Source organism: Colwellia sp. SU-HH01172 (assembly GCF_057553355.1).
Window position 1 is genome coordinate 78798 of sequence record NZ_BAAJMB010000005.1, and the last position, 19260, is coordinate 98057.

20 protein-coding genes are annotated in these 19260 nt (G+C 39.1%); 14 read left to right on the forward strand and 6 right to left on the reverse strand.

Features of this window, described 5'->3' with window-relative positions:
• Positions 1 to 191: 191 nt before the first annotated feature.
• Positions 192 to 740, forward strand: coding sequence for a YkvA family protein (locus AC27JP_RS13940; protein ID WP_487116105.1), 549 nt, complete (start codon positions 192 to 194; stop codon positions 738 to 740).
• 89 nt (positions 741 to 829) lie between these two features.
• Here AC27JP_RS13940 and AC27JP_RS13945 read toward each other — a convergent pair whose 3' ends face one another.
• The 6 genes from AC27JP_RS13945 to AC27JP_RS13970 form a co-directional block, all read right to left on the reverse strand.
• A complete protein-coding gene (locus tag AC27JP_RS13945; protein ID WP_487116107.1) occupies positions 830 to 1000 on the reverse strand; it encodes a hypothetical protein in 171 nt (56 codons plus the stop codon).
• Positions 1001 to 1002: 2 nt separating this feature from the next.
• Positions 1003 to 2265, reverse strand: coding sequence for an AmpG family muropeptide MFS transporter (locus AC27JP_RS13950; RefSeq protein ID WP_487116109.1), 1263 nt, complete (start codon positions 2263 to 2265; stop codon positions 1003 to 1005).
• Between the two features lie 157 nt (positions 2266 to 2422).
• Positions 2423 to 2752: a hypothetical protein gene (locus AC27JP_RS13955; RefSeq protein ID WP_487116111.1), complete on the reverse strand. Its 330-nt coding sequence runs from the start codon at positions 2750 to 2752 to the stop codon at positions 2423 to 2425.
• Between the two features lie 449 nt (positions 2753 to 3201).
• Positions 3202 to 3783, reverse strand: coding sequence for a peptidylprolyl isomerase (locus AC27JP_RS13960; protein ID WP_487116113.1), 582 nt, complete (start codon positions 3781 to 3783; stop codon positions 3202 to 3204).
• A 43-nt stretch (positions 3784 to 3826) separates the two neighbouring features.
• On the reverse strand, positions 3827 to 4396 hold the full coding sequence (locus tag AC27JP_RS13965; protein ID WP_487116115.1) for a YajG family lipoprotein: 570 nt from the start codon (positions 4394 to 4396) through the stop codon (positions 3827 to 3829).
• 30 nt (positions 4397 to 4426) lie between these two features.
• Positions 4427 to 5566, reverse strand: a complete 1140-nt coding sequence (locus AC27JP_RS13970; RefSeq protein ID WP_487116116.1) for a methyltransferase — start codon at positions 5564 to 5566, stop codon at positions 4427 to 4429.
• A gap of 129 nt (positions 5567 to 5695) precedes the next feature.
• Between AC27JP_RS13970 and AC27JP_RS13975 the strand changes: the two genes are divergently transcribed.
• The 13 genes from AC27JP_RS13975 (at position 5696) to AC27JP_RS14035 (ending at position 19193) form a co-directional block, all read left to right on the forward strand.
• Positions 5696 to 6271, forward strand: coding sequence for an alpha-ketoglutarate-dependent dioxygenase AlkB family protein (locus AC27JP_RS13975; protein ID WP_487116118.1), 576 nt, complete (start codon positions 5696 to 5698; stop codon positions 6269 to 6271).
• A 137-nt stretch (positions 6272 to 6408) separates the two neighbouring features.
• A complete protein-coding gene (gene bolA / locus AC27JP_RS13980) occupies positions 6409 to 6732 on the forward strand; it encodes a transcriptional regulator BolA (protein ID WP_487116120.1) in 324 nt (107 codons plus the stop codon).
• A 396-nt stretch (positions 6733 to 7128) separates the two neighbouring features.
• Positions 7129 to 7665 carry a TRAP transporter small permease subunit gene (locus AC27JP_RS13985; RefSeq protein WP_487116122.1) on the forward strand — a complete coding sequence of 179 codons (537 nt, stop codon included), beginning with the start codon at positions 7129 to 7131 and terminating at the stop codon, positions 7663 to 7665.
• 3 nt (positions 7666 to 7668) lie between these two features.
• Positions 7669 to 9051 carry a TRAP transporter large permease gene (locus AC27JP_RS13990; protein WP_487116531.1) on the forward strand — a complete coding sequence of 461 codons (1383 nt, stop codon included), beginning with the start codon at positions 7669 to 7671 and terminating at the stop codon, positions 9049 to 9051.
• Between the two features lie 4 nt (positions 9052 to 9055).
• Positions 9056 to 10159: a TRAP transporter substrate-binding protein gene (locus tag AC27JP_RS13995; RefSeq protein WP_487116124.1), complete on the forward strand. Its 1104-nt coding sequence runs from the start codon at positions 9056 to 9058 to the stop codon at positions 10157 to 10159.
• A gap of 179 nt (positions 10160 to 10338) precedes the next feature.
• Positions 10339 to 11529 (forward strand): enoyl-ACP reductase FabV, encoded by a 1191-nt coding sequence (gene fabV, locus AC27JP_RS14000; protein ID WP_487116126.1) that lies wholly within the window; start codon positions 10339 to 10341, stop codon positions 11527 to 11529.
• A 501-nt stretch (positions 11530 to 12030) separates the two neighbouring features.
• Entirely contained in the window at positions 12031 to 13368 is a 1338-nt protein-coding gene (locus AC27JP_RS14005; RefSeq protein WP_487116128.1) for a Na(+)-translocating NADH-quinone reductase subunit A, read from the forward strand.
• Between the two features lie 2 nt (positions 13369 to 13370).
• Positions 13371 to 14573, forward strand: coding sequence for an NADH:ubiquinone reductase (Na(+)-transporting) subunit B (locus AC27JP_RS14010; RefSeq protein ID WP_487116130.1), 1203 nt, complete (start codon positions 13371 to 13373; stop codon positions 14571 to 14573).
• Complete coding sequence (locus AC27JP_RS14015) at positions 14566 to 15345, forward strand: Na(+)-translocating NADH-quinone reductase subunit C (RefSeq protein ID WP_487116132.1); 780 nt, start codon at positions 14566 to 14568, stop codon at positions 15343 to 15345. The genes AC27JP_RS14010 and AC27JP_RS14015 overlap by 8 nt, the downstream gene beginning before the upstream one ends.
• Positions 15345 to 15968: an NADH:ubiquinone reductase (Na(+)-transporting) subunit D gene (locus AC27JP_RS14020; RefSeq protein WP_487080561.1), complete on the forward strand. Its 624-nt coding sequence runs from the start codon at positions 15345 to 15347 to the stop codon at positions 15966 to 15968. Before AC27JP_RS14015 ends, AC27JP_RS14020 begins: the two co-directional genes overlap by 1 nt.
• 5 nt (positions 15969 to 15973) lie before the next feature.
• Entirely contained in the window at positions 15974 to 16597 is a 624-nt protein-coding gene (gene nqrE / locus AC27JP_RS14025; RefSeq protein WP_487080562.1) for an NADH:ubiquinone reductase (Na(+)-transporting) subunit E, read from the forward strand.
• A 63-nt stretch (positions 16598 to 16660) separates the two neighbouring features.
• Positions 16661 to 17884: an NADH:ubiquinone reductase (Na(+)-transporting) subunit F gene (nqrF, locus tag AC27JP_RS14030; protein WP_487116134.1), complete on the forward strand. Its 1224-nt coding sequence runs from the start codon at positions 16661 to 16663 to the stop codon at positions 17882 to 17884.
• A gap of 292 nt (positions 17885 to 18176) precedes the next feature.
• Positions 18177 to 19193, forward strand: a complete 1017-nt coding sequence (locus AC27JP_RS14035; protein WP_487116136.1) for an FAD:protein FMN transferase — start codon at positions 18177 to 18179, stop codon at positions 19191 to 19193.
• The last annotated feature ends 67 nt before the right edge of the window (positions 19194 to 19260 follow it).

The following is a 19260-nucleotide window of genomic DNA, read 5'->3' on the forward strand; positions in this document are numbered from 1 at the left end:
GTGATTGCAAATACTATTTTTACGAAGGATTTCGTTTCACAAAGCGGCGAGCTGGGCGAAGAATCACTAAAAACGGTATTTATTTACAATAAATGGTTAAAATTTTGTAGTTCTTTAGTGCTGTATTGTCAATGTTCTGTTAAATTTAAGGGGTTACTGTTCAAAGCAAGCCAAATAGTAGGAGAATTATAATGGCATTTGAAGTTACCTTCGAGTTGAAAGAGTCAGATTTAGACCATTTTCGTGATGTGATGAGACAAGCTAAATCAGGTGCAAAAAGTTTAAGCGAAGTAGAAATTTTAGAGAATGCAAAAAACTTAAGCCAAGATGTCAAAGGCGATGTTCCGGCATTTGTTAGCGAAAGAATTCAAAAGCTAGAAACTTTAGTCGCTATGATTGAAGACTCTGAATGGAAAATACCAGAAGAAGAGCGCGCTGACGTATTAAGTGCTTTAGCTTACTTTAGTGATCCAGAAGATCTCGTTCCTGATCATATTCCGGTATTAGGCTTTTTAGATGATGCTATTATGATTGAGCTTGTTGCAGAAGAACTTAAAGATGATATTGAAGCATTTTTAGAGTTTTGTAATTACCGTACTCGCGAAGAAGGCCGTAGTGGCGATGCTACCATCACTCGCGATGAATGGTTAGACTCTAAACGAAGAGAACTACACAGCCGCATGAGAAATCGTCGCTCAAGCCGCCGCAGTGGCCGTTCAGGTTTTCGTTCAATTTTTTAGTTGAGTAAGATGTTAGTTAGCAATGCTAATTATTAAAATTTAAAAAGCCGCATTAAGCGGCTTTTTTGCTATTTATGTCACTGAAATGATCAATTGGTAATAAATAGCATCAAAACAAAAAAGGCGATAATAATACCGTTAAAGGCAAAAATATAAGCAAAACCTTTCAAGCCTTGCTTAATGGTGTAGTTGTTGTGCTGTAAATACCAATACCAAATAGCGCACATCAATAACGGTATTAAAAAAAAGAGTCGGATCATATTTACACTATCTCCTGTTGTTTTTGTTGGATTGGCTGTTCTCGCCACGGAGCGACTTTAAATAGCATTAACATTCCAGGTATCGCCAGTGCCGTGCACATAAAGTAAAAATTTGTCCAACCTATTTGTTCGACAATAACCCCTGTAGTGGCATTAGCAAATGTTCTTGGAAGAGCCGTCAATGCGGTAAATAGAGCAAATTGAGTTGCAGCAAATGCTGGATTAGTTGTCCTAGCAATGAATGCCGTAAAAGCTGCAGTACCTAAACCAACACCAAGATATTCAAAACCCATTGCCATAGCTAAAGCGTAGGTATTATGGCCAATTTCTGCAAGTGCCGCAAAGCCTAATATACTGATTATCTGAACAAAACCAAATAACCATAAGGCGCGATTAATACTAAGTTTAATCATCACGATACCACCAACAGCTAAGCCAATCGTCATTGCAATCAAAGATGCCGTTTTTGCGACAACACCAATCTCTGTTTTACTAAAGCCTAGGTCGATAAAAAATGGAGTTTGTAGGGCTGTGGCCATACTATCTCCCAGTTTGTATAGGAATAAAAATACTAAAATTTGTAGCGCAGACTTAATACCTTTTCGATTGATGAAGTCTTTGAAGGGCAATACGACCGCTTGTTGCAATGTTCTTGGCGCTTGCTCTGCGTTGTTCAGCTCTTTTATTGAAATACTTAAAACAATGCCAATTAACATAAAGGCCGCAACAATAATAAAAACCGCTTGCCAACTTATATGATCAGCCAATATAAAGGCTAATGAACCAGGTACTAGTCCTGAAAGTCGATAGGCTTGCACATGAATTGAATTACCTAAGCCGAGTTCATGTTCGGGTAGTAATTCTCGACGATAAGCATCGAGAACAATGTCTTGGCTAGCACTAAAAAAGGCCACGGCGGCTGCTAAATAAGCAACACTCCAAATATTCATTACCGGGTCAACAAAGCCAAATGCGGCAATTGAGAACAGTAACAATATTTGAGTAAGCAACATCCAGCTGCGTCTTCGTCCTAAAACAGGTAAAGAGTATCTGTCCATTAATGGCGACCAGATAAATTTCCATACATAAGGGATACCGATCAAGGAGAATAAGCCGATTTCTGTCAGGCTTACTCCTTCTGAGCGTAACCAGCCAGGCACAAGTTGATAGAGGATAAATAATGGTAAGCCAGAGCTAAAACCAGTGAAAATACAAATCAGCATACGCCGATTAAAGATGGCCTGTTTAAAGGTAGGAGATTGCATTGCTGATAATGCCTAATGAATGCTATAAAACGATGCAACTAGGCTATCAAAATGTATTAGCAAACAGAAGTTTAATCTTATCGAGTGGAAAAATAGATTGTAAGATTCTTAGTCGTTGGCAATAAATTACTTTGTTTTAACTTCTAAGTTATGTGTTTTACGGAATTGGTCGCCAACCAACGCAGTCAATCGGGTAGCTGCCAGTGCCTGAAAAAAAATCTATGCAGGTCGATATTTCACTTTTAAAATAAAGATTACTCTCAAGTGTATTGGCGCTATGTAAACTTAATTCATGCATAATATGCCAAAATACCCGTTCTCTGGCATTACTTGGTGTTTCATCAATTACATCTAATAGCGTCCACTCAGCCATAGTGTTTTCTACAAATCGATCTAACTCGGTATAGTGGAGAGAATGATTTAAGACTGCGGTTATATAAACCCCAATTTGTGTGATTTTTTCATTGATAAACTGCTCAATTATCATGACTTTCCTTGCTCATTTTTACATGATTCTGATTTGATTTTTTTATTTAATAACTTATCGCGTAACGCCTGTAGCTACTGGTCGGCTTTCCTTAGTTATCGTTGATAATAGTTAAATTGTCAAAATTAAACTTGTGCAAAATTGTAATCAAATTGTAACTTGCGCTGCTATTAATGTTGGTCGATAACTGAAAATGATATTTTATTTTATCGATTGGTGTGGATTGCGATTTACATTATTAGATTGGTGTTTTTGTAACAAGATAATCAATGTTTTTTCGGTGAGATGCCTCTAAGTTGTTATTCAAATCAAAGCATAAAGGCATGGTTGAGAAATTAAAGGGCTAGGGTGGTTAAATGGAGTTTATTTAGTTATTGAGAGTTTGCGTGTATTTCATTTAACATGAAAATGGTGTGCATAAGCAATAACCGATAGTGATCTGTGTTATTTTATATCGCTGGTAATAAACTTGCTTTGATCAACATGACAGGCTCAACAGGCACATCTTCCCATGACATTTCATCATTGTAATCGGTTTTGACAAGCGCCATGGCATCAACCACTTCTTGTCCTTCAATGACGGCACCGAAAACCGCATAACCCCAACGGCGGCCAGGATCTAAGCTGCTATTGTCAGCAACATTAAAAAAGAATTGTCGGTTGGCGGTATGAGGGCGATTTTCTTTTGCCATCGCGATAGTGCCTATTTCGTTTTTTAAGCCATTACCTGATTCATTAATAATGTTGCCGTTGACTTTTTTTAGTTCGAAATCTTTGTTATAGCCGCCACCTTGCACGATAAACTCCGGCATGACGCGATGAAAAATTGTTTTGTCATACTCGCCAGAGACTACATAAGTTAAAAAATTATCGACGGTAATAGGCGCTCGTACACGATCCAATTCAACAATGATGACTCCCATTGACGTTTCCAATTTTACTTGTGGAAACAAATTATCAGGATCTATCGTTAAGTCTTTTGCATAACTGCCAAGTGATAGTACGAGTAATAAAACTGAAAAAATTCTCATATTCTTTATCCAATAAAATAATAATTAACCAAAAGTTAAGCAACTAGTTGAGAAACGCTTGTAACTCTTTGTTATTGGTAATTTGGGTTAAAAGCTTAGCAAGTTGCTGATTAAAGTCTCGCTCTAAAACTGCAATGTCAGCGCTAAAAGGTCCATTACTATTCCCTGAAATTTTAAAAGTTTTGGTTAGGGTTTTTTGACCGTTGTTGGCTATAACACGCACACTAATGGCGTTGTGGGCTTGGTATTTAACTAACTCTTGTTGCACACTTATTAAGGCATTATCAACAATAACTTCGATTTGATTTGCTGCCAATGGTTGCAGTTGTAAACCATTTTTCTTAAGACCTGCAGATAAGGATGTTTTGATGATGTCTATTAGCGGCTGTTGCGGTGAATATAACTCAGCAGCGGCATTGGCTCGTAATATTTGCACAATATGATTAGCGCGGCGCAAATCAGTAAAGCTAATTTGCGCTTGTTTTTGCTGGTAGGCATTACTGCTACCCGTCAATAATTCTGGGTTAACGATTACGTGTTTTACGCCGGAGCTACAGGCGAATAATAACGCTGTTAACGTTATGATAAATCCTTTCAATATTAGTGATTGCATTGTTATACCTATAAAAGCCAAGTGAAAATGTTAACGTTTTATCGCTGAAATAGTAACGAATTTCTCATTACTGGCAATAAGCTTTTCATTACCGAAAATTCTTTTTAATTTAATATGATAAGCTAACTGTCGATTACCAATTATGCGTAGCTCGCCGCCTTTTTTTAGCACGCGATGGCTATCTTTAAACATTTGCCAAGCTATGTGATCGGTAGTTGCTGTTTGTTGATGGAAAGGCGGGTTACACAAAATTAAATCAACACTGCCACCTTCTACGCTGGTCAGGCAATCATTTACTTGGAATTGACATTGTTCGATAACCGCAGGTAAATTTGCCCTGATATTGCTTTTTGCCGAAGCTATGGCCATAAAAGACTCGTCAATAAAGTGCACATTAGCTTCGGGCTGCTCTGCTAAAACGCTTAGCCCGATGACACCGTTACCACAGCCTAAGTCAATGACTTTGCTCTTCACGACAACCTTAGGTAAGTTTTGCATAAAGTAACGCGCACCAATATCGAGCTTTTCTCTTGCATAAACATTGGCATGGTTGCTAATAGTGAACTCGGTATTCTCCAATGGCCAGCTCGTCGGGAATGTTGCGGTACTGGCATTGTTATTATCAAGTTGGCTAAACACTAAACGAGCTTTTTTTACTGCTAAAGAGGTTTTAGTGGTGCCTAAGTAATTTTCAAATACTTTTAATGTTGAACTATGAATTTCTTTGGCACGATCTGCGGCAATAAAAATAACGTCATTAGCTAACTGCTGTTTAATTTGGCTTAACTGGTAACTCAGTAAACCTTTGCTTTTAGGTATCTTAAATAACACGATATCTATATCTGTCGGTAGTTCATCTAAGCTAGTTAACAAGGTTAAATTGTCATTTGATAGGCCATTTTGCTCTAAATTAAGAGCTATACCTTGCTGACTTAAATAGGAGTCATTAACGCAATACACTTGGTGTTGCGACAAGTTGCAGCTTAAAGCACCAAAGTTGTCATTAAAAATAAGTATGTTTTTTTTAGTCGTGCTTAACTGCTCTTGTTGCAGGTAGTTGATAAGATATTCGTCAGCGGCATCCCAAGCTTGCAAACTTCGGTTAACTTGGCCGGTTGGAAACCTATCGAGAAAAAGATTTTTGTCGTTGACAATAAAAGGGCTGATCATGGCAGTTTAAATCTGGTTGGCGTGGCTGATATTGTGACAAAGTTTAGCGTTGTGAGCTAGTTTAAAGGTGAATTTAAAGTAATAATAATGTCTAACAATGCATTAATGCTCGTTAAGAGACTTTACTAAGTGAAAGTTAAACTACCAGATGCTGATATTGACTATATCGAAAACTTTTATTCGCCAGCCGAATCTGAGATGCTTTTTCATGAATTAACGCAGAACATAGCATGGCGTCATGATGATATAACTATGTTTGGTAAAACCATGAAAATACCGCGATTACAAGCTTGGTATAGTGACGATGACTTAAGTTATCGATACTCTGATATGACACTAACTTCAAAACCTTTTACGTCACCCTTGGCAAAAATTAAAGAACAGGTTAGTGATTATTGCCAAGATGAATTTAACGCGGTTTTAGCTAACTTGTACCGCAATCAAAGAGATAGTGTTGGTTGGCATAGTGATGATGAAACTGAATTAGGCACTAATCCTGTGATTGCTTCATTGTCCTTTGGTGCTGCGCGTGATTTTCAACTTAAACATATTAATACTAATGAAAAACTTTCCCTGCGTCTGGCATCAGGGAGTTTACTTATTATGCGTGGTAAAACTCAGCACTTTTGGCAACATTGCATTCCAAAAAGAAGTAAAGAAATTACAGCTAGAGTTAACCTGACCTTTCGGAAAATTCTCTTTTAATATTTAGTTGCTTGCAGAGATTAAAAAAATAAATATCTAAAATTTATGCAGTCAGCCTTCTAGATAGATGGCATAATTGCCGACAATGACTAAAATTAAAAGTGATCTATCAAGCGATCAAACTCAGGGAAAATAATATGACAATAGAAGCTGTAATCGAAGAAAAATTACTTTCTGCTTTTTCACCCATTCACCTAGATGTCATTAATGAAAGCCATCAGCATAATGTTGCGCCGGGCAGTGAATCTCACTTTAAAGTGATTATTGTCTCAGAAGATTTTGAAGGTGAGCGCTTAATTAAACGCCACCGTGCGATAAACTCAATACTTGCTGCAGAATTGGCTGAAAAAATTCATGCCTTGGCATTACATACTTATACCGAAAAAGAATGGCAAAATTATTACGCAGACAATACGCCTTTATCTCCAAACTGCTTAGGAGGCAGTAAACAAACGGGATAATTCTTTCATGTCACTCTCATAAAGTTATCGTTATTTTACTTAAACACCGTTAATGTTATGTTAGCGGTGTAATTTTATGTACAGGAAGTACGGTATATCGCGGGTGCATGGATGCACAGAAGCGAGTATGTACAGGAAGTATGGTCAGTTTTTATGTTCCAGACAAAAACTAAGTACCTACATCCGTGTAGGCAATATCGCGGGGCATGGATGCACAGGAGCGAGTATGTACAGGAAGTATGGTCAGTTTTTATGTTCCTGACAAAAACTAAGTACCTACATCCGTGTAGGCAATATCGCGGGGGCATGGATGCAAAGGAGCGTGTATTTACGCTACAATTTTCGACGATATAACGTTAATAAACTCAAATAATAATAAAAATAGATGGAATAGCTATGTTGTTAACTATGGCAAGTAAATTTGTGCATACCATAGATTCAGTTACTGAAAAGCTGGGTAAAGTGATCTCTTGGTTAACCTTGTTGATGGTTTTGCTGACCTTTGCCATTGTTGTATTGCGGTACGGCTTTAATCTTGGCTGGATAGCGATGCAAGAGTCGGTGCTGTATTTTCATGGTATTGTTTTTATGCTGGGAGCGGCATATACCTTAAAACACGACGGGCATGTGCGCGTCGACATCTTTTATCAACGCTTTTCTACAAGGCAAAAGGCTTGGGTCAATTTTATTGGCGGTTTAGTGCTATTGCTGCCGGTTTGTATCTTTATTTTCTTGATCAGCATAGATTATGTTTTAGCGGCATGGCAGATAATGGAGCGCTCTTCTGAAGCTGGCGGTTTGCCATTAGTGTATTTAAACAAAACGTTAATCCTTCTACTTGCCGTTACTTTGGTTTTTCAAGGGCTGGCGGAAATGTTACGTAATTTACTGACGCTAATGTCTCCGGCCGATACCATGAACACAGAGGCATAAATGATGGAGTATATCGCTTTATTAATGTTTGCCGCTGTTTGTGGTGTGTTGTTACTAGGTTATCCGGTAGCACTATCTTTAGCCGGCGTTGCGCTTATTTTTGCCGGTATTGGTATTAGTGTTGATGTTTTTGAAGTGGCGTTTTTACATGCCTTACCGAATCGTCTTTATGGTGTACTCAACAATCAAACCTTATTAGCCGTACCATTGTTTGTTTTTATGGGGGCTATGTTAGAGCGCTCGAAAATCGCAGAAAATTTATTAAATGCCATGGCATTATTGTTTGGTCGATTTAATGCTGGCTTGGCAATATCGGTGACATTAGTGGGAATGTTACTGGCGGCGAGCACCGGCATTGTTGGCGCAACTGTGGTCACTATGGGCTTGTTATCGTTACCAACCATGTTAAAGCGTGGTTATAGTCCGGCATTTTCTTCTGGCATTATTTGTGCGACCGGCACGCTTGGGCAAATAATACCTCCTTCTATTGCTTTGGTTTTATTGGGCGATGTGCTTTCCAGTGCTTACCAAAAAGCGCAGTTAACCATGGGAATATTTAACCCTAAAACGGTCTCGGTAGGAGATTTGTTCGCCGGTGCCGTTGTACCTGGGTTGATTCTTGTTTTGTTTTATATTTTATATTGCATTTTTGTTGCGATATTTCAGCCTGAAGCTATTCCTAAACGAACAGAACAAAGTGGTGATGATGCTAACGATAAACTTTCGTTATTAACTTTAGTATCGGCATTATTACCGCCGCTGCTATTAATGTTTGCGGTGCTAGGCTCAATATTGTTTGGCTATGCAACACCGACAGAAGCCGCAGGAGTAGGTGCAACTGGCTCATTACTTTTAGCATTATTTAATAAGCAATTATCAAAAGAAAATTTAACTGCGGTCATGCATACCACAGTGAAAATTACTTCGATGGTATTTTTGATCTTAATCGGTGCAAGCTTGTTTTCATTGGTTTTTAGAGGTTTTGGCGGTGAAGAATTAGTACATGGCTTATTCCAACAAATGCCGGGTGGGGTCGTTGGTGCAACGCTTATTGTGATGCTGGTAATATTTTTACTTGGTTTTATCTTAGATTTTATTGAAATTACCTTTGTTGTTGTACCGATTGTTGCGCCGGTATTGCTTGCCATGGGGCTTGACCCTATCTGGCTAGGCATTATGATTGCAGTGAATTTACAAACCTCATTTTTAACGCCGCCGTTTGGCTTTGCACTGTTTTACCTAAGAGGAGTTGCAGATAAGTCAATTCCAACTTCGGCAATATATAGAGGCGTTATTCCTTTTATTATTATACAGTTAGTATTATTGTGTACCTTAGCTTATTGGCCAAGTTTAGTGACTTGGTTACCCAATGTAATATACGGATAGCATTATGATAAAAAAACTAACACGCTCTTTTTCAGTCTTAGCCCTATCACTGTTTGCACTCAGTGGCTGTGGGGAAAGTAAAACCTCAGCAGATGCGGGCACTCAAGTACAAGCCGAGCAGGAAAAGTTTGTCTGGAAATTAGTGACTTCTTGGCCGAAGAACTTTCCCGGTTTAGGCATGGCACCAGAGAAATTTGCTAAACATGTTAATGCCATGAGTAATGGCCGGTTAACGGTTAAAGTATATGGCGCTGGTGAATTAGTACCAGGTTTTGAAGTATTTGATGCGGTGTCACAAGGCACTGTACAAATGGGCCATAGTGGTTCGTATTATTGGAAAGGAAAAATACCGGCTGCACCTATTTTTAGTGCCATACCTTTTGGTATGACGGCGACTGAATTTAATGCTTGGTTACATTACGGCGGCGGCATGGAGCTTTGGCAAGAGTTGTATCAACCCTTTGGCATTAAGCCATTACCCGGTGGTAACTCTGGCGCGCAATTTGGTGGTTGGTTTAAAAAAGAAATTAACTCAGTTGCTGATTTGCAAGGTTTGAAAATGCGCATTCCTGGCTTGGCAGGTGAAGTGTTAAAAAGTGCAGGTGCGATTCCAGTCACCTTAACTGGCGGCGAAATTTTCTCGGCACTGCAAAGTGGCGCTATTGATGCCACTGAATGGGTAGGGCCTTATAATGATTTGGCGTTTGGCTTTTACCAAGCCGCGGACTATTACTATTCTTCGGTTTGGCATGAACCAGGCACTGGGCTTGAGTTTTTAATTAATCAACAAGCGTTTGATGCTTTGCCTAAAGATTTACAAGCTATTGTTGAAGTTGCAGCAAATGCTGTGAATGAGTCAACCTTGGCTGAATACAATGCCCGTAATAATGCCGCGTTAAAAACCTTACTTGAAGAACATAAAGTGCAGTTACGCCAATTCCCGACAGAAGTAATGCAAGCTTTACAGCAACATACAAATGCGCTGATTACTGAACAAGTTGCGGCAGATAAAGACTTTGCCCGTGTTTGGCAATCTTATAGCGAGTTTTTAAGTTCGATGCGTGAATTTAATAAATTGACCTTGCAGTCGTACTATGAAAATCGTTAGTTTTTCATAAATTTTATCAATTTTCCGACTGGTCGCACCTCTTAAGACGTAAAGCAAGAGTAAACTAGTCGGCAATTTCATTTTCAAAATCAATTTTTTCACTAAACAAGCCGAAATTCGATGGCAAGATTATATGCTTTCAAAAGTGGCTGTTAGGGTGATGTTAAGAAGGTATCGTTATGGTTATTAAACCAAAAATTCGTGGTTTTATTTGTACTAATGCTCACCCAGCAGGTTGTGCTGCTCACGTTAATGAGCAAATTGCTTATGTAAAAAGTCAAACTCAAGCAAATGCTAAACCTAAAAATGTTTTGGTTATTGGTGCATCAACGGGCTATGGCCTTGCATCACGTATTACCGCTGCTTTTGGTAACAATGCTAAAACCTTAGGTATTTTCTTTGAAAAACCACCAACGGAAAAGAAAACCGCTTCTGCGGGTTGGTATAATACCGCAGCATTTCAAGCCGCGGCTGATGAAGCGGGCATTTGGTCGAAAAGCATTAATGGTGATGCTTTTTCTCATGAGATTAAAGCAAAAGCAATTGAAACCATTAAAGCAGAGTTAGGCGAAATCGATTTAGTGATCTACAGCTTGGCATCACCTCGTCGTACTGATCCTGATACTGGTGAAGTGTATTCTTCGACGCTTAAGCCTATTGGCCAAAGTGTTACCACAAAGAACTTAAATACCTCCAAGCGTATTATTGATTCAGTTTCTGTTGAAGCGGCGACTGAAGCTGACATTCAAGGTACTATTGATGTTATGGGCGGCGCTGATTGGGAACTTTGGATCAAAGCGCTACAAGAAGCTGGCGTATTGACTAACGGTTTTAAAACCACTTCTTACACTTACATTGGTAAAAAGTTAACTTGGCCAATTTATGGTCATGCAACGATAGGTCGTGCAAAAGAAGACTTAGACAGAGCTGCAGTAGCGATTAAAGAAAGTACCAAAGCATTATCGGGTGAAGCTTATGTTACCTCATTAAATGCCGTTGTTACCCAAGCAAGTTCTGCGATTCCAATTATGCCATTGTATATTTCTGCGATGTTCAAAGTGATGAAGTCTGACGGCACGTACCAAGGTTGTATTGAGCAAATTCAAGATTTATTCCGTGAAAACTTATACGGTGAATCACCACGTTTAGATGACAGTGGTCGCTTATTCCAAAACTACAAAGAATTAGAAGACAGCGTGCAAGACCGCGTTACTGAAATTTGGAATACGGTAGATACGGATACCATTGACGAGTTAACAGATTACGTAAGCTATCACGGCGAATTTTTGAAACTGTTTGGTTTTAATGTGGACGGCGTGGATTATGAAGCCGACGTTAGCCCTGAGTTAGCGATAAATAATTTGCTATAAGTTAACGTTATGCGAGTTAGCTAGTCATTTAGCTAGCCAAGATTAAAAACCGACAAGTAAGTCGGTTTTTTTGTGTCTGCTTAGGCTACTTTTTTGCAAATTAATTAAAAAAATTACCATTTATTATTTCTGGTCAATAGGCAAATATTGGATAGCAATTATACTAAATTGTTGAATATTTCGGCCAATACAAGAAGTTTTTGTTCGATAATTACGCGAATTATAGATAATTCGTCTAAATTGTTATTTATTGTCGTGCTTAACATAGAATAAAAAGGTGATTTTGTGCTAGAATCGCGCCAGAAATTTTAACTAGAGCCAGTAATGCTTAATTTGCTAATAACAAATTAAGATTTTTGCTGAAATACACTGAAATCGATCATTTATGTTACTTAACTGCTTTAAGTCGTCTTAACTCGAGAGAGTTTTGCAATTATTGAGCGCAGTTAAGTAAATAAATAATTGATTTTGATACTCCCATCAAAAGTAGTGCAAGTGTTTATGATTACAATAAAAAAAGGTCTGGACGTTCCTGTAGTAGGTGCCCCCCAGCAGGTAATCCATGATGGTCCGTCCATCAAAACCGTTGCAACATTAGGTGAAGAGTTTGTGGGTATGCGCCCAACCATGTTTATTAAGGTTGGAGATAGCGTAAAAAAAGGTCAGGTACTTTTTGAAGATAAAAAGAACCCTGGCGTTAAATTCACAGCTCAAGCTTCAGGTGTTGTTAAAGAAATTAACCGTGGTGAAAAGCGTGTTTTGCAATCCGTTGTTATCGAAATCGGTGGCGACGAGCAAGAAACGTTTACCAGCTTTTCTGCAAACGAACTAAACTCAATTGCTCGTGAAAATGTGGTTGCAAACCTTGTAAATTCAGGTTTGTGGACGGCATTACGTACACGTCCATTTAGTAAAGTTCCAGCCGTAGATGCATCGCCAATTGCTATCTTTGTTAGCGCCATGGATACCAATCCATTAGCTGCTGATCCTGCGGTAATTATTGCCGAGCAAAGTGAAGCATTTGTTAACGGCCTAACCGTACTTTCTCGTTTAACTGAAGGCGAAGTATTTGTCAGTAAAGCTCCAGGAGCTGATATTGCCGTAACTTCAACCGCACAAGTTAATGAGTTTGCTGGTAAGCATCCTGCTGGTTTAGTAGGTACTCACATGCATTTCTTGAAGCCAGTAAGTGCTGAGAAAGTTGCATGGCATGCCGGTTATCAAGATGTAATTGCTATTGGTAAGTTGTTCACCACAGGTGAACTTGATAACAGTCGTGTTATTTCTTTAGCTGGTCCTGCTGCTAAGAACCCGCGCTTAGTTCGTACAACATTAGGGGCAAGCGCCGCTGAGTTAACGGCTAATGAAAGCGTTGAAGGTGAGTTACGTGTTGTTTCTGGTTCATTGTTATTAGGCTCTGTTGCCTCTGGTGTACATGGCTATTTAGGCCGTTACCACACTCAATTATCTCTTATCTTAGAAGGTAGAGAGAAAGAGTTTATCGGCTACATGTATCCTGGCCCTAATAAATTCTCAGTGACTCGTGCCTATATGTCTCACTTCTTCCCGAAGAAGTTATTCAATATGACAACAACAACCAATGGTAGTTCTCGTGCAATGGTGCCAATTGGTAACTTTGAACGTGTTATGCCACTAGATATTTTACCAACCATGTTGTTGCGTGATTTATGTGCTGGTGATACCGATGGTGCACAGCAGTTAGGTGCCTTAGAGCTGGATGAAGAAGATTTAGCATTATGTACGTTTGTTTGCCCAGGCAAAACAGATTACGGTGTGATCCTTCGTGATTGCCTAACCACAATTGAGAAGGAAGGTTAGTCATGGGCTTGAAAAAGTTTTTTGAAGATATCGAACCGCAATTTGAAAAAGGCGGTAAGTTTGAAGCTTGGTACGCGCTTTACGAAGCAGTAGCAACTGGTTTATTCACACCAGGCCAAGTAAACAAAGGTCAAACACACGTTCGTGATAGTATTGATCTTAAACGTATTATGATCACAGTATGGTTAGCGGTTTTCCCTGCCATGTTCTTTGGTATGTACAATATTGGTTTCCAAGCGACTGAAGCGTTAGTTGCCGGTTACTCTTTACCTGAAACTTGGCAAGTAGGCTTATTTGAATTTGTTGGTGGCAGTTTAACGGCTGACTCTGGCTGGTTTAGTATGATGCTATACGGTGCCATGTTCTTTTTACCTATTTATGCAACGGTATTTATTGTTGGTGGTTTTTGGGAAGTGTTGTTTGCGAGCGTTCGTAAACATGAAGTAAACGAAGGTTTCTTCGTTAGTTCAATTCTTTTCGCATTAATCCTACCGGCAACGATTCCTTTATGGCAAGCCGCTATCGGTATTACGTTTGGTATTGTTGTTGCCAAAGAAGTATTCGGTGGTACAGGTAAAAACTTCTTGAACCCTGCTTTAGCGGGTCGTGCGTTCTTATTCTTTGCTTACCCAAGTGAGATTTCAGGCGATGCGGTATGGGTTGCTGCTGATGGCTTCTCTGGTGCAACTGCATTAAGTGCGGCTAACCAAGGTTTAATTGAATATTCAATGAACGCTGATTGGTGGAATGCATTCTGGGGCTTAATTCCTGGCTCTGTGGGTGAAGTATCAACAGCGATGATCTTTATTGGTGGTGCTTACATTCTTTATAAAGGTATTGCTTCATGGCGTATCGTATTGGGTGTGTTTGCTGGTATGGTGTTAACTTCACTGCTGTTCAATAGTATAGGTAGTGATACGAATGCTATGTTTGCTATGCCTTGGTACTGGCACTTAGTTACTGGTGGTTTTGCCTTTGGTATGATGTTCATGGCAACAGATCCTGTTTCAGCGTCATTCACTAATACGGGTAAATACTGGTTTGGTGCTTTAATCGGTATCATGGTTGTACTGGTTCGTGTGGTAAACCCTGCGTTCCCAGAAGGTATGATGCTTGCCATTTTATTCGCAAACTTATTCGCACCATTGTTTGACTACTTTGTAGTAAAAGCAAATGTTAAACGGAGGCTTGCTCGCAATGTCTAGTAATAAAGAAACATTTGGCAAAACGGTTGGTTTTGTAGTTGCAGTATGTCTAGTTTGTGCGGCATTAGTGTCAATTTCTGCAGTGCAATTGAAACCACTACAAGTAGAAAACAAGCTACTTGACCAACAAACAAAAATTTTAGAAGCTGCAGGCTTACTACCAGAAACTGACGGTACTAAAGCTAGCGTGCAAGCGACTTTTAAAAAGTTTGTTGAAGCGAAAATGATTGATCTTAATTCAGGTGAATTCATTGAAGGTGACCCTGAGCTATTTGACGAACGTCGTAATTCTCGTGATGCGAGTAAATCTGATAAGCCTAAAAATGATATGGCAGGTATTAATCGCCGCTCTCATGATGCGGTTATTTACTTAGTACGCAATGATGCAGGTAAAGTAAATACTGTTGTATTACCTATCATAGGTTCAGGTTTATGGGACTTAATGTATGGCTATGTTGGTCTTGAGTCAGACTTAAACACTATACGTAGTGTTGTTTATTCTGATCATAAGGAAACTCCAGGATTAGGTGCAGAAGTGATGAACCCTAACTGGAAAGCTTTATGGCCAGGTAAGAAAATTTACGATAATAATGGCGTTGCTAAAGTGAACCTTGTAAAAGGTGGCGCAAAAGCTAATGACATTCATGGCGTAGATGCATTGTCTGGTGCAACACTAACCAGTAACGGTGTTACCCGTACATTACAATTTTGGTTTGGTGAGGAAGGCTATGGTCCTTTCGTTACTAAATATCGTGCAGGAGGTGTTAACTAATGTCTTCAGAAGCTAAAAAAGTATTAACGAAACCTATCGTTGATAATAACCCGATTGCTTTACAAGTATTAGGTATTTGTTCTGCATTAGCTGTTACCAGCTCAATGACCAATGCATTGGTTATGACATTAGCGGTAACGTTAGTAACAGCATTTTCTAACTTGTTTATTTCGATTATTCGTAATCAAATACCATCAAGTGTGCGAATCATTGTACAAATGGCGATTATTGCGTCATTAGTAATTGTTGTTGACCAAGTATTAAAAGCGTTTTCGTATCAATTATCGAAAGAGCTTTCTGTTTACATTGGCTTAATTATTACTAACTGTATTGTAATGGGCCGTGCTGAAGCTTTTGCTATGAAGGAAAAGCCAGGTGTAAGTTTTTGGGATGGTATCGGTAACGGCTTAGGCTACGGTGCAATCTTAATTGCTGTAGCATTTTTCCGCGAACTATTAGGTTTTGGTACTTTATTCGGTATTGAAATTTTACCTTTGATTCAAAATGGTGGCTGGTATCAAGCGAACGGCTTATTAGTATTACCGTTTAGTTCATTCTTTTTAATTGGTTTGATCATTTGGGCTATTCGCCAATGGAAACCAGAACAAGTTGAGAAGGATTAATTCTAATGGAACATTATTTAAGTTTATTAGTTAAAACTATTTTCATCGAAAACATCGCACTAACTTTCTTTTTAGGTATGTGTACTTTCCTAGCCGTATCAAAGAAGGTTGATACAGCAATAGGTTTAGGTGTTGCAGTAATTGTGGTACTAGGTATTGCGGTTCCAGCTAACCAAGTTATCTACCAAGCTGTTTTAGCACCCGGTGCTTTAGATAGCGTGTTAGGTATTACTGACCCGAAAGAATCGATTGATTTGAGCTTTTTGTCTTTCATAACCTTTATCGGTGTGATTGCAGCATTAGTTCAAATTCTTGAAATGGTATTAGATAAATATTTCCCAGCCCTTTATCAAGCGCTTGGTATTTTCTTACCATTGATCACAGTTAACTGTGCGATTTTTGGTGCGGTATCATTTATGGTTGCTCGTAACTATACGTTAGGTGAGTCAGTTGTTTATGGTATTGGTTCTGGTATCGGTTGGGCATTGGCTATTGTTTTACTAGCTGGTCTACGCGAAAAGATGAAATATTCTGACGTTCCAGATGGCCTTAAAGGTTTGGGTATTACGTTTATTACTGCAGGATTGATGGCGTTTGGCTTTCTTTCTTTCGGTGGTATTTCGTTATAATAAGATTAACACAGAGAGTAATAATTTTATTGCTCTCTAGAGATAAGTGCTAAGGAAAAGTCGATGGAAATAGTTCTCGGCGTATCGATGTTTACAGCAATTGTTGTTGCACTTGTTTTGGTAATTTTATTTGCCAAATCTAAGTTAGTTTCATCAGGTGATGTAAAAATCTCAATAAACGGTGACCCTGAAAAATCGGTTACTACAGCAGCTGGCGGTAAGTTATTAGGCGCGCTAGCAGACCAAGGTATTTTCGTGCCATCAGCATGTGGTGGTGGTGGTACATGTGGTCAGTGTCGTGTTGACGTGCATTCAGGTGGTGGCGATATTTTACCTACTGAATTAGGTCATATTACTAAGCGTGAAGCGAAAGATGGTTGTCGCTTAGCGTGTCAAGTGGCAGTTAAACAAGACATGGACATTGTACTTGAAGATGAAATCTTCGGTGTTCAACAATGGGAATGTGAAGTTATCTCTAACGATAACAAAGCAACGTTCATTAAGGAACTTAAGCTTAAAATTCCTAATGGCGAATCAGTACCTTTCCGTGCCGGTGGTTATATTCAAATTGAAGCACCAGCTCACCATGTTAAGTACAGCGATTTTGATATCGATGAACAGTACCGTGGCGACTGGAATCATTTTGGTTTCTTCGACGTAGAATCAAAAGTTGATACTGACACATTACGTGCATACTCAATGGCAAACTACCCAGAAGAAGAAGGCATTATTATGCTGAACGTGCGTATTGCTACGCCGCCTCCTGGACGTTTACATTTACCGGCTGGTAAAATGTCATCTTATATCTTCAGTTTAAAAGCTGGTGATAAAGTGACTATTTCTGGTCCATTTGGTGAGTTCTTCGCAAAAGAAACTGACAATGAAATGGTCTTTATCGGTGGTGGTGCTGGTATGGCGCCAATGCGTTCACACATTTTTGACCAATTAAAACGTCTTAAATCTAAACGTAAAATGTCATTCTGGTACGGTGCTCGCTCTAAGCGTGAAATGTTCTATGAAGATGATTACAACGGCTTAGCCGCTGATAATGATAACTTCGAATGGCATGTGGCGTTGTCAGACCCTCAACCAGAAGATAACTGGGATGGTTTAACTGGCTTTATTCACAACGTTCTGCACGAGCAGTACTTGAAAGACCATGAAGCACCGGAAGATTGTGAGTACTACATGTGTGGTCCTCCAATGATGAATGCTGCTGTTATTCATATGTTGAAAGATCTTGGTGTTGAAGATGAGAACATCATGCTTGATGATTTCGGCGGCTAATATAGGGTAACTTTTATCTCTTTGCTATTTCCTTAATAGCGGCATTGAAGGTGCTCATTGACTAACGTCAACTCCGCGCCTTCGCTTTGCTCTAAAGTGAACTAGCCTCGAGCTGAAAAGCTACCTGAGCTTGTCAATTGTTAAGCTAAAATAAAAGGCGACTTCGGTCGCCTTTATAATTTTTGTACGGATAATTCAGGGAATTAACACTATTTAACTTAGCTAAAGTTATTGTGCCTCCTACGGAGGAGCCAGTTGTTTTAGCTAAATTAAATTTATAAAGGATATTGTTATGCAATATAGAATTAGACTGGCTTTAGCAACATTTGTTGTACTGATAATGAGTGGTTGCTTCCCTAGTAATGATCTTGCTCGTCAGGAATATCATTTGCAAGGTAATACCATGGGGACGACTTATAATATTAAAGTCGTTGGTGAGAACCTTGATGTAGAGAAATTACAACAAGGCATTGACCAAGAGTTAAAACAGCTGAATCAGGAAATGTCGACCTATATTACTGATTCTGAATTATCAAAATTTAATCAGTCAACGTCTTTAGATGGTCTTGAAATTTCTGCTGGCCTATCGCGCGTGGTTAAAGAAGCGATTCGTTTAGGTAAGTTAAGCGACGGCGCGCTTGATGTAACTGTAGGACCATTAGTTAACTTATGGGGCTTTGGCCCAGAATACCGCCCAGAAACTGTACCAAGTGATGAACTGCTAGCTACGACTAAAGCGCGTGTCGGTTTAGATAAGTTAGTTTTTGAAGATGGCAAATTAGGTAAAACTATTCCAAACCTTTATGTTGACTTATCAACCATTGCTAAAGGCTATGGTGTTGACCTTGTCGCTGAGTTTATTGAAGCCAATGGTATTAGCAACTACTTAATTGAAATAGGCGGAGAAATGCGTCTTAAAGGCTTTAAGCACACAGGTGAGCTTTGGCATGTAGCAATTGAGAAACCACTAAGTACTGAACGTGCGGTTCATCAAATTATCATCCCAAAAGACAATGCTGTCGCAACATCGGGCGATTATCGAATTTATTTTGAAGCTGATGGCCAAAGATTTTCGCATATCATAGACCCAGAAACAGGAAAGCCAATTAACCATAAGTTGGTCTCTGTAACTGTTATTCACCCATCTTCTATGACGGCAGACGGCTTGTCGACGGCGATGATGGTGATGGGAGAAAAGAAAGCATTAGCTTTTGCAGAGGAAAATGATCTTGCTGTATACATTATTGCTAAGACAGAGCATGGCTTTGTTGAGCAAAGCACGGTAAAATTCATGCAATACCTCAAGTAGGTTTGCACTTTTTAGATAATTTATGAAAACGTGATTTTAATAGCACGTTTTGAAAAGTAATAAATAG

Coding starts and splice junctions, on each gene's coding strand:
- AC27JP_RS13940 (WP_487116105.1), top strand. CDS start 192: ATGGCATTTGAAGTTACCTTCGAGTTGAAAGAGTCAGATTTAGACCAT.
- AC27JP_RS13945 (WP_487116107.1), bottom strand. CDS start 1,000: ATGATCCGACTCTTTTTTTTAATACCGTTATTGATGTGCGCTATTTGG.
- AC27JP_RS13950 (WP_487116109.1), bottom strand. CDS start 2,265: ATGCAATCTCCTACCTTTAAACAGGCCATCTTTAATCGGCGTATGCTG.
- AC27JP_RS13955 (WP_487116111.1), bottom strand. CDS start 2,752: ATGATAATTGAGCAGTTTATCAATGAAAAAATCACACAAATTGGGGTT.
- AC27JP_RS13960 (WP_487116113.1), bottom strand. CDS start 3,783: ATGAGAATTTTTTCAGTTTTATTACTCGTACTATCACTTGGCAGTTAT.
- AC27JP_RS13965 (WP_487116115.1), bottom strand. CDS start 4,396: ATGCAATCACTAATATTGAAAGGATTTATCATAACGTTAACAGCGTTA.
- AC27JP_RS13970 (WP_487116116.1), bottom strand. CDS start 5,566: ATGATCAGCCCTTTTATTGTCAACGACAAAAATCTTTTTCTCGATAGG.
- bolA (WP_487116120.1), top strand. CDS start 6,409: ATGACAATAGAAGCTGTAATCGAAGAAAAATTACTTTCTGCTTTTTCA.
- AC27JP_RS13985 (WP_487116122.1), top strand. CDS start 7,129: ATGTTGTTAACTATGGCAAGTAAATTTGTGCATACCATAGATTCAGTT.
- AC27JP_RS13990 (WP_487116531.1), top strand. CDS start 7,669: ATGGAGTATATCGCTTTATTAATGTTTGCCGCTGTTTGTGGTGTGTTG.
- AC27JP_RS13995 (WP_487116124.1), top strand. CDS start 9,056: ATGATAAAAAAACTAACACGCTCTTTTTCAGTCTTAGCCCTATCACTG.
- fabV (WP_487116126.1), top strand. CDS start 10,339: ATGGTTATTAAACCAAAAATTCGTGGTTTTATTTGTACTAATGCTCAC.
- AC27JP_RS14005 (WP_487116128.1), top strand. CDS start 12,031: ATGATTACAATAAAAAAAGGTCTGGACGTTCCTGTAGTAGGTGCCCCC.
- AC27JP_RS14010 (WP_487116130.1), top strand. CDS start 13,371: ATGGGCTTGAAAAAGTTTTTTGAAGATATCGAACCGCAATTTGAAAAA.
- AC27JP_RS14015 (WP_487116132.1), top strand. CDS start 14,566: ATGTCTAGTAATAAAGAAACATTTGGCAAAACGGTTGGTTTTGTAGTT.
- AC27JP_RS14020 (WP_487080561.1), top strand. CDS start 15,345: ATGTCTTCAGAAGCTAAAAAAGTATTAACGAAACCTATCGTTGATAAT.
- nqrE (WP_487080562.1), top strand. CDS start 15,974: ATGGAACATTATTTAAGTTTATTAGTTAAAACTATTTTCATCGAAAAC.
- nqrF (WP_487116134.1), top strand. CDS start 16,661: ATGGAAATAGTTCTCGGCGTATCGATGTTTACAGCAATTGTTGTTGCA.
- AC27JP_RS14035 (WP_487116136.1), top strand. CDS start 18,177: ATGCAATATAGAATTAGACTGGCTTTAGCAACATTTGTTGTACTGATA.